The sequence below is a fragment of the Kitasatospora sp. NPDC091257 genome, from assembly GCF_044757675.1.
Classification (GTDB): domain Bacteria; phylum Actinomycetota; class Actinomycetes; order Streptomycetales; family Streptomycetaceae; genus Kitasatospora; species Kitasatospora lactacystinica.
This window is the reverse complement of sequence record NZ_JBIVVI010000285.1, coordinates 1-8,330: the sequence shown is the minus strand read 5'-3', so window position 1 is coordinate 8,330 and position 8,330 is coordinate 1. Positions and strand designations below refer to the sequence as shown.

Here is an 8,330-nt window from a genome sequence, read left to right as displayed (position 1 = left end):
CCACAGCCGGGCCAACGCCCGCAGCGCGGTCCGGGAGTCCTCCCGGCCGCGGGGCCGCCGCGGCGCGCACCCCCCCGCCCCCCCCCCCGGCGGGGGCCCGGCGCCCCCCCCCCCCGCGGGGGGCGCCCGCCCCCACGGCTGCCCGGCAGCGCCCGTCCACCGGCCCGGCACGGCGCCGGCGGGCGCCCATACCGGCGCGCGGTCCGGCTCAGCAGGGGCTGAGCCACCAGACCCAGTCCCAGGAGGCTTCAACGTCCCAGCTCAAGCCACCGGGTGAAGTCCAGCCGAGATTTCCGTTGCGGTCGTAGAACTTGGCGTGCAATGTGGCCCGCTGATTGTTGATCCACGATCCGGTCCCGGTCCAGGTGATGCGATTCAGCTGATTGCAGGTGAAGAACTGCAGGGACGTGCCCCAGAAGTTCGGCAAGCTGAAAGCGCATACATAGGTGTACGGGCAGAACTCTTCGGGACCGTCCGGCGCGGAGAGGTCACGAGCCCGCTGCTCCCCGGGCAACGGAATGAGCAGTCTCCCTCCCGCGCTCAGGTCGATCTTGTTGATGGCCGTCTGGGTCCCGCCCATTGTGGCCAGATAGCCGTTGACCGTGTCCTGAAGTGCCGCAGCCTGAGAAGTGTTCAGCCCGACGCTCCTCGCCTGGGCCGAGAAGTCGGGGCGGGCACTGTTCGGGCCTGGTCCAGAGACGGCACCGGCCGTACCCGTGGTCGCCAAGATCGTGAAGACCGTCACCGCTGTCGCGATGACGGCTTTTCCCAACGCTGTCAACCTGCGAATTCCATGCCTTGCCACCGAGCCGCCCCCTCCGAGAGATGCCCTCTTCTCGCACGGGAAACAACCTCTTTCGCGCGCCCCGCTTTCTGGGGCCGACGCAATGGGAAGGCGTTTCCACAGGTGTGCGCCTTGAGCCGGGCTTTAACTATGCACCTGGGAGCGCAGGTTGAGGCAAGAGGCGGGGTCGATTTATTATCGGCCAAATTTCAACGAAGGTTGGCCCCCTCTGCGCGGTCGGTGGCGGTGAGAGCGGCGCGCCCGGCGAGCAGCCGTCCGTACAGCCCCAGGTCCCCGGCGGTGAGCGGGCGGAGCCGAACGAGTACGGGCCCGTCGTGGAGAATCACCTCCATGCGCATCCTGATCGTCACCACCGGCTCCCGCGGGGACGTCGCACCGTTCACGGGCCTGGGCCGGCGCCTGATGGACGCCGGGCACCGGGTCGCCGTGGCCGCCCATCCGACCTTCACGACACTGATCGAGTCCTGCGGCCTGGAGCACCGGCCGCTGCCGGGGGACCCGGAGGAACTCATCCGCGCCAGGGCCCGCGCGACCTCCCCGGAGGAGACCCGCGCGCTGATGACCGCGTTCGTGGACGGACTCGCCGACGGCGTGGCGGACGCCGTGGCGGGCGGAGCCGACCTGCTGCTCACCGCCTTCGCCCCGTCGCCGCTCAGCCGCACGGCCGGGGAGGCCCACGGCGTGCCCGTCCTCGGCACCTACCTCACGCCCGCCTTCGCCACCAGGGAGTTCCCGCTGCCCGGCCCCGCCGGCAGCGAGGACCTGGGACCGGAGGGCAACCTGGCCGCCGGCCAGGAACGGCTCCGGAGCGCGGACCGGCTGTTCTCGGGCGCCGTGGCCCGGATGCGCGAGCGCCTCGGCCTGCCCGGCACGACACCACCGCCGCCGCTCGGACACACCCGACCGGTCGTCCACGGCTACAGCCCCCTGCTGCTGCCGCGCCCGGCGGACTGGCCGGCCCCGGTCGACGTGGCGGGCTTCTGGTGGCCCGCCCGGCCGCTGGACTGGCAACCCCCGGCCGAACTGCTCGACTTCCTCCACGCCGGTCCGGCCCCGGTGTTCATCGGCTTCGGCAGCATGGCACCGGGCGAGGGTGCCCGGCTCGGCGAACTGGTGACGGCGGCCGTGCGGCAAGCCGGCGTGCGCGCAGTCGTCCAGGCGGGCTGGGCCGGCCTGGAGGCGGCGGGCGACGGCATCCTCTCCATCGGCGACCTCCCCCACGACTGGCTCTTCCCCCAAACCGCCGCCGTTGTCCACCACGCCGGAGCCGGCACCACCGGCGCCACGCTGCGCGCCGGCGTCCCCGCCGTACCGGTGCCCGTCATGGTCGACCAGCCGTTCTGGGCGGCACGGCTGCACCGGCTGGGAGTCGCCCCGCAGCCCGTGCCGTTCGCGGACCTCACCGCCGAACGCCTCGCCGCCGCCATCACGGCCGCGCTGGCCGAGCCGGTCCGCCGCCGTGCGGCCGTCGTCGCCGGGCTGATGGCAGCCGAGGACGGCGCCGGCGCCGTCCTCGACCACATCGCCCGGATCGACGAGAACCCCGGCCGCTGAGCCCCGCCGCCCGCCGACGGCCTGACCGCCGACGGCCCGACCGGGGCGGCGGAGCCGAGCCGATCATGGGTGCTTCGCAACGCACAAGATCACGCCGAGGCCGTACTGCTGTCCGGTGGACGACCAGGCCGTGACGGTCTCAACAGGCGGCCCGAAGAGGGGTGTTGGCGGCACGGGTCAGCTGCGTCGGCCGGCCCTGATGTCGCAGCGGGTGGACCAGCCGCCGACGGGAACCAGCCGCTCTCCGCTCACCCGCACGACGACCGGCTTCCCGTCCTCGAAGCCGATTCGATCGCCGACGGCCAGGAAGAGCGGTCTTGCCGGCTCGAAGGCGTAGCCGTTGTCGGTTTCAAAGTCCTCCACCAGGACCAACCGCGAGGTCGGCGTGGCCCCATCGGCAATCAGTCGCATGCCGAGATGGTCCCACGCCGTGCGATGCCACCACGGGCCAATCCAGCAGGCCGGCAGGCCAGAGGGACTGCCGGCACTAGCATGCGTGGATGGACCTTTCGCATCTCGGCACGCCGATCGGGCCGATGACTCGCGTCCACGGCGGGTTCGCCAACCGGATGTACCGGCTCGACACCGACCAAGGGTCCTTCGCGGTGAAGGAGTTGAACCTCGTCGACCGCCGCTGGACCTATCGTGTCGAGGACGTGTTCAGGTTCGAGCGGGCGGCCTTCGCCGCCGGCATCCCGATGCCGGAGCCGATCTCGGCCGGCCACCGCACGCTCGTTCATCGATGGGTCGAGGGAGAGAAGGTGCCGGAGGCACCGGTGTCGGCGGCGTACGCGTTCGAGATCGGTGAGATCCTCGCGCGCATCCACGCGCTCGACGTCGCGTGGCCCCATGAGTCGATCGAGGAACCGACGTCACGGGACTGGCCCGAGCTCGCCGCGCGGGCGGCGGCGACCGGACAGCCGTGGGCCGACGAACTCGCCTCTCACGTCGAGACGTTCCTCGCGATCGCCCACTTCGTCGACACCTGCGAACGGCCGGGCCCCGTGGTGCTGACCCACAGGGACATCCAGCCGTGGAACCTGCTCGCTCGGGAGGGGCGGCCGGTGGTGCTCGACTGGGAGCTCTCGGGGATGCTCGACCTGTCCGGCGAGCTGGGCTCGACCGCGCTGAGCCTCGCGAAGGGGCCCGGCTTCGACGGCATCGAGCCCGCCGTCTTCCGCTCGGTCCTCGACGGCTATGTCACGGGGGGCGGAGCGCTGCCGCCGTCTGGTCCGAGCTGGTTCGTGTTCATGGTCGCCGGCTGGCTGGGGCACACGAGGTGGAACATCCTCCGGTGCCTCGCCGGTGTCGAGGCGAGCACCGGCCCCGGCCTCGCGCTGTCTCACGAGTCCGTGCGCAACGGCGTGCGCGGCCTCCCCGACCTGTTCGGCCGGCTTCCGGAGCTCGGGGCGCTACTGGTGGGCTCGCGTATTCAACCGTCGCGAGTCGACCCACCTGACTTCGGCGCTGCTGGTGAGTGTGACAGCCGTGGGGGAGATCCTGGGTGTCAGGGGCATCCGCTTGGATGAGCACGTGACTGTCCATGACGTAGCCCGCCGGCTCCCTTCGATCGCCGACCTGCGGAACCTGTGCCGCTCACTGGCGATGCTCGATGCGATCTTGAGCCCGGACTGGGAAGGCCGGTACTACTCCTTCAACGCGGGCTGGGCCGACGGCGAGGAGATGGCGTCGATGCGCAACGGGTCGGGGGACGAGTACTCCATCGTGTTCTCGGCTGCCGGGGCCTATGTCCGTGGATTCGACCACGAAGCGCCGATGAGCCCGTACGGCAACGACGGCGAGCCCTGGCCGGGAGTGATCGACGAGGTTCCGGAGGTCTTCAGGCCCTTCGTCGAGGAGCCGGCGTTCACCGACGAGGACGACGTTCCCGTCGTGACGGCCTGCCTGTGGCGGGAGGCGACGGACGATCGGTGGCGGCACGGCATGATCGACTTCCCCGCCGAGTGTTCCGACCCCGACGGGGCAACGGGCCTGTTCGAGCTCCTGGTCGACCGTTCGCCGGAAGCGTTCCAGCGCTTCGCCGAGGACTCCTACGAGGTTCCCGTGGACCTGGAAGCGGTGCGCGACGTCTATGCCTTGCGACCGCTGAGCCGGAAGCTCGTGTCATCGCTGAACTCGGAGCTCACCCTCGTGGACCTGGCCGAGGACATCGCCGAGATCGGCTACCCGCAGCCGGTCCGGGGCGTGATCCGAGCTTCGTGAAAGCGACGGGCCCGATATCGACGGAGCGGTGTGAAACGACCCCGGCGGCCGTCAGGCCGCCGGGGTGGGTCCCACGATGTTGAGGGTCGGGCCTTCGCCGTCCGGGACTTCGGAACCGAAGGCGACGCCGGGTGCCGGGCGGCGCCCGTTTCAGCTTTCCGGACCGCCGAACCAGCGGTCCGCGGCCCGCTCGAACGCTTCACGATCAGGTGCGCGATCGCCTGCCCAGGCGACCACGCCGTCGGGCCGGACCAGCACGGCACCCAATCCGAGGTCGTCCTTCGCCGGACCGGCCGCGTACCGCATCCGGCTCTCCCAGCCCCTCGCCGGACCGTGCAGGCATCGGTCGGCGCTGAAGTCGAGCGTGACGCCCCGTCCGTCCCGCATCAGGTCGCCAAGACGGGTGCCGTCTTCCAGGCAGAAGTCCGGGGCGCTGCGGCCGGCCAGCGGGTGCTCGCTGCCGAGGTCGTAGCGGATGGACGATCCCGATATTCGCTCGAACACGTAGGTCGTTCCGTCACGGGTGTTGATCAGGTCGCGAATCACCCCTTGGACGGCTTGGCCGTGCGGGTCCGGCCGCATGGCCGCCACCTGTGCGCGCGACCAGTCGAGCACCGCCGACCCCACCGGATGGCGCTCGCGGCCGTAGGTGTCGAGAAGTCCGTCCGGCGCGTGTCCGTGCACGGCCGCCGCCAGCTTCCAGCCCAGGTTCAGGGCATCGCCGATGCCGGCGTTGAGTCCCTGCCCGCCCAGGGGCGAGTGGATGTGAGCGGCGTCGCCCGCGAGCAGGACGCGTCCGTGCCGGTAGGCCGTCGTCTGCATCGCCCGATCGGTGAAGCTCGACGCGAGACGGACCTCGCTCAGTGTCACGTCGGTGCCGGACACCCGGCGCAGAACCGTCTGGAGATGGTCGCGCGTCGGCTGCCGCGAGCGATCGAACGCGCCGCCGTCGAAGTCCAGCACGGCGATGTAGTCCCCCGCGGGCTGGAGGTACATGCCCGTGGGTGTCAGATTGAACCCGGGGCTCAGCTTCTCGGGGTCGGCGACGGTGGCGAGCATGGTGTAGCCGGTGCACAGCGGCTCGGTCCCGACGAAGTCGAAGCCCGCGAGCCCGCGTACGGTACTGCGTCCGCCGTCGCAGCCGACCAGCCAGCGTGCCGTGTACGCGTGTTCGCCCGCCTGCGCGATCACGCTCCCGTCCTTGTGCGCGATGGCCGAAACCGTGACGCCGCGCCTGACGTCCACGCCCAGCTCGGAGGCCCGCTCGGCCAGCACCGCCTCGATGGCTTCGACGTGTGTCGGCATGCCCTCCGGTGCCGGGTTGGGCAGCCGGTACGGCAGGGCCGCGGAGTCGATCCTGGCCGGATCGAGCATCATGCCGGCGAAGTGGCCACCGCGACGGGGAACCGACGGCGCGTCCGGTCCCGGGTGCGCGCCGGGCTCGTCGTCGACGCCCGATGCCTTCACCAGCCGGTGCAGCATCCCGCGGCGGTAGAACGCCTGGACCGAGGCGGAGGACAGGCCCCGGATGCCGAGCGGCAGCGCCTTGAACGGCGAACGGGGTTCCGGATCCCGTTCGAGCACCAGGACCGAGCAGCCCGCGAGGCCGAGCTCGCAGGCGAGGAACAGCCCCACCGGGCCGGCGCCCACGATCACTACGTCATGCACAAGAGATCCCCTTCCCCTGAATCCGCAGCCGGATCGGCACCCGGCGGGACCTCTTGAAGGTCCCAGAGCCCACCTGCATCTGACCGGCGCATCACCGACAGGCCGCTGACACCCGACCGGCGGCCTGCCGGGCACGCCGCCCTCCGCGCCCCCGGTCCGTGTCCGGTCCCGGGGTTCCCGCAGGGCTGCCCGGTCAGCGGAGCGCGACGGCGTCGCGGGCGGCCCACTCGGCGAAGGGGCGAGGGACGTGGCCGAGGACCCGCCGGCGACGGCCCCACCAGCGTGCGTGCGGTGTGACGTCTACGGGCGGGTGCCCTTGACGTTGGGCTGGGTCTTCTGGTTGTAGATCTCCTGGCCGTCCGCGTTGTAGGCGTGGACGTAGGGGGCCGGGGGGAAGGAGTTCTCGTTGTTTCCGGTGGAGACGGCCGCCGTGTAGGCGAACGCGCCGCCCGCCATGACGGCCGGGTACTGCGTCGGGTCGTCGCCGTAGCTGATGGTGACCTTGGCGACATCGGGTGTGTAGTGTCCGGCGCCCAGCGAGAGGAACTGCCCGGCACCGGTCGGCGTGCTGAAGCTGTCGAAGTACTCGATCAGGTGGCCGGTGCCCCACAGGCGGTCGTTGATGAACGTCGGAGGGACGGACATGCTGGTGCCCTGGTGGCCCTTCGACTCGCACTGCACGTACTGGTCGGCGGAGTTGACGGCGACGACCACGCCGTCGGTGTCCGGCGAGGCGACGGGGGCGCGGACCGCGATCACCGCGTGGTACTGCGACGCGTCGGAGCCCAGGCAGGAGGCCAGGATCCCGGCGACGGCCCCGGCCTCGATCGGGGCCGTCGTCGTGCTGGTGACGGTGAAAGCCGCCGGGGCGGCAGTCGCACCGGTAACGGCCGAGCCGCTGCCGGGGACCACCGAGGCGCCGGCCGAGCCGGCGTCGGAGGCCGTGGCGGTGGGCGTACCGGCGGGCTTGCCTTGGGCCGTGGGGGTGGGCGTGGAGGTGCCGGTTGCGGCAGTGGCCATTCCCCCTGCGGTCGCGATGGCCGCGGCGGTGACGGTGGCGGCGATGAGCATGATCGGGCGGATACGCATGAATTCGTGTCCTTTCCTGCGGGCGTCCGGTTGATGCCGGCACCCCTGTACGCCTCTTGACGCCGGGCAGGTCGCACCCCGCGCACGTGATCCAGGTCATAGGTCGTGGGCGCAACGCCTGGACGGGGCTCGTGCGTACAGGGCGGGAGGCTCCGCCCAGGACGCACGGATCCACCGCCGCGGCCGAGGAGTGCTTCCTCGCGCACCGCCTGTGCCGCGAGCCGACGGACAGCCCCGGAAGAGAGGCCCTTGATGACGCCACAGGAGTTCGACGCGTTCTACGCGGCGTCCTTCTCCCGCCTGACCGGGCAGCTCTACGCGATAACCGGCAACTGGTCCGAAGCACAGGACGTGGTCCAGGAGGCCTTCATCCGCGCGTGGGACCGACGGCGCACCTTCGACCCGGGCAACGCCCCGGAGGCATGGATCCGGACCACGGCCCGGCGGCTGGCCGTCTCCCGCTGGCGACGTCTGGCCCGGGGCCTGCACTTGGCCGGACGCCACCACCGTCAGGAACCACCCACCGTCGAGCCGCCCACCGAGGAACACCTGATGCTGGTCGCCGCGCTCCGCGACCTGCCCGAGGCACAGCGGAGCGCCCTGGTCCTGCACCACATGTGCGACCTCTCCGTCGAGCAGGTCGCGGCCGATACCGGCGCCAGCGTCAGCGCCGTCAAGAGCCGCCTCGCCCGCGGCCGGGCCGCGCTCGCGGCCAGACTCGCCGACCGGGCCCCGACCGGCGAGGAAGGAAAGCTCCGTGTCTGACCCCATCCACGACACCCTCGCCGACCGGCTGCGGCTGCTCGGCACGCAAATGCCCGCACCGACCCTGCCCGCTGCGGAGATCCGCCGACGCGCCGACCGGCGCCGCCACCGCCGACGGGCCCTGGGCGCGGTCGCGGCCTGCACGGCAGCAGCCCTGTGTCTGGCTCTCCCGTCCGCGCCGCACTCACCGGGACCACGACAAGGAGCAGCCACCACAGAGACCCCC

General features: G+C 71.7%; 10 protein-coding genes. 5 read left to right on the top strand and 5 right to left on the bottom strand.

What is annotated here, in order from left to right; all coding sequences use genetic code 11:
* Positions 1 to 208 precede the first annotated feature (208 nt).
* Both ACIQOV_RS15745 and ACIQOV_RS15740 read right to left on the bottom strand, forming a co-directional pair.
* Positions 209 to 745, bottom strand: a complete 537-nt coding sequence (locus tag ACIQOV_RS15745) for a hypothetical protein (RefSeq protein WP_401048890.1) — start codon at positions 743 to 745, stop codon at positions 209 to 211.
* 248 nt (positions 746 to 993) lie between these two features.
* Positions 994 to 1,137, bottom strand: coding sequence for a hypothetical protein (locus tag ACIQOV_RS15740; RefSeq protein ID WP_401048889.1), 144 nt, complete (start codon positions 1,135 to 1,137; stop codon positions 994 to 996).
* On the opposite strand from ACIQOV_RS15740, the gene ACIQOV_RS15735 reads away from it, so the two are divergent.
* Complete coding sequence (locus ACIQOV_RS15735; RefSeq protein ID WP_401048887.1) at positions 1,136 to 2,359, top strand: glycosyltransferase; 1,224 nt, start codon at positions 1,136 to 1,138, stop codon at positions 2,357 to 2,359. The two genes, ACIQOV_RS15740 and ACIQOV_RS15735, sit on opposite strands and share 2 nt — an antisense overlap.
* Before the next feature lie 177 nt (positions 2,360 to 2,536).
* On the opposite strand, the gene ACIQOV_RS15730 is transcribed toward ACIQOV_RS15735, so the two are convergent.
* A complete protein-coding gene (locus tag ACIQOV_RS15730) occupies positions 2,537 to 2,770 on the bottom strand; it encodes a hypothetical protein (RefSeq protein ID WP_401048885.1) in 234 nt (77 codons plus the stop codon).
* Between the two features lie 89 nt (positions 2,771 to 2,859).
* Between ACIQOV_RS15730 and ACIQOV_RS15725 the strand changes: the two genes are divergently transcribed.
* The gene (locus ACIQOV_RS15725) at positions 2,860 to 3,888 is read left to right on the top strand and encodes a phosphotransferase family protein (RefSeq protein ID WP_401048883.1); all 1,029 of its coding nucleotides are present in this window, start codon (positions 2,860 to 2,862) and stop codon (positions 3,886 to 3,888) included.
* Entirely contained in the window at positions 3,848 to 4,582 is a 735-nt protein-coding gene (locus tag ACIQOV_RS15720) for a hypothetical protein (protein WP_401048882.1), read from the top strand. Before ACIQOV_RS15725 ends, ACIQOV_RS15720 begins: the two co-directional genes overlap by 41 nt.
* A 150-nt stretch (positions 4,583 to 4,732) precedes the next feature.
* Here ACIQOV_RS15720 and ACIQOV_RS15715 read toward each other — a convergent pair whose 3' ends face one another.
* Entirely contained in the window at positions 4,733 to 6,250 is a 1,518-nt protein-coding gene (locus ACIQOV_RS15715; RefSeq protein ID WP_401048892.1) for an FAD-dependent monooxygenase, read from the bottom strand.
* Positions 6,251 to 6,550: 300 nt separating this feature from the next.
* The gene (locus ACIQOV_RS15710) at positions 6,551 to 7,339 is read right to left on the bottom strand and encodes a hypothetical protein (RefSeq protein WP_401048880.1); all 789 of its coding nucleotides are present in this window, start codon (positions 7,337 to 7,339) and stop codon (positions 6,551 to 6,553) included.
* A 252-nt stretch (positions 7,340 to 7,591) separates the two neighbouring features.
* On the opposite strand from ACIQOV_RS15710, the gene ACIQOV_RS15705 reads away from it, so the two are divergent.
* Both ACIQOV_RS15705 and ACIQOV_RS15700 read left to right on the top strand, forming a co-directional pair.
* The gene (locus ACIQOV_RS15705; RefSeq protein ID WP_401048878.1) at positions 7,592 to 8,104 is read left to right on the top strand and encodes a SigE family RNA polymerase sigma factor; all 513 of its coding nucleotides are present in this window, start codon (positions 7,592 to 7,594) and stop codon (positions 8,102 to 8,104) included.
* Positions 8,097 to 8,330 (top strand): hypothetical protein (locus ACIQOV_RS15700; RefSeq protein WP_401048877.1); only part of this gene is annotated, 234 nt, incomplete at its 3' end. The genes ACIQOV_RS15705 and ACIQOV_RS15700, both read left to right, overlap by 8 nt.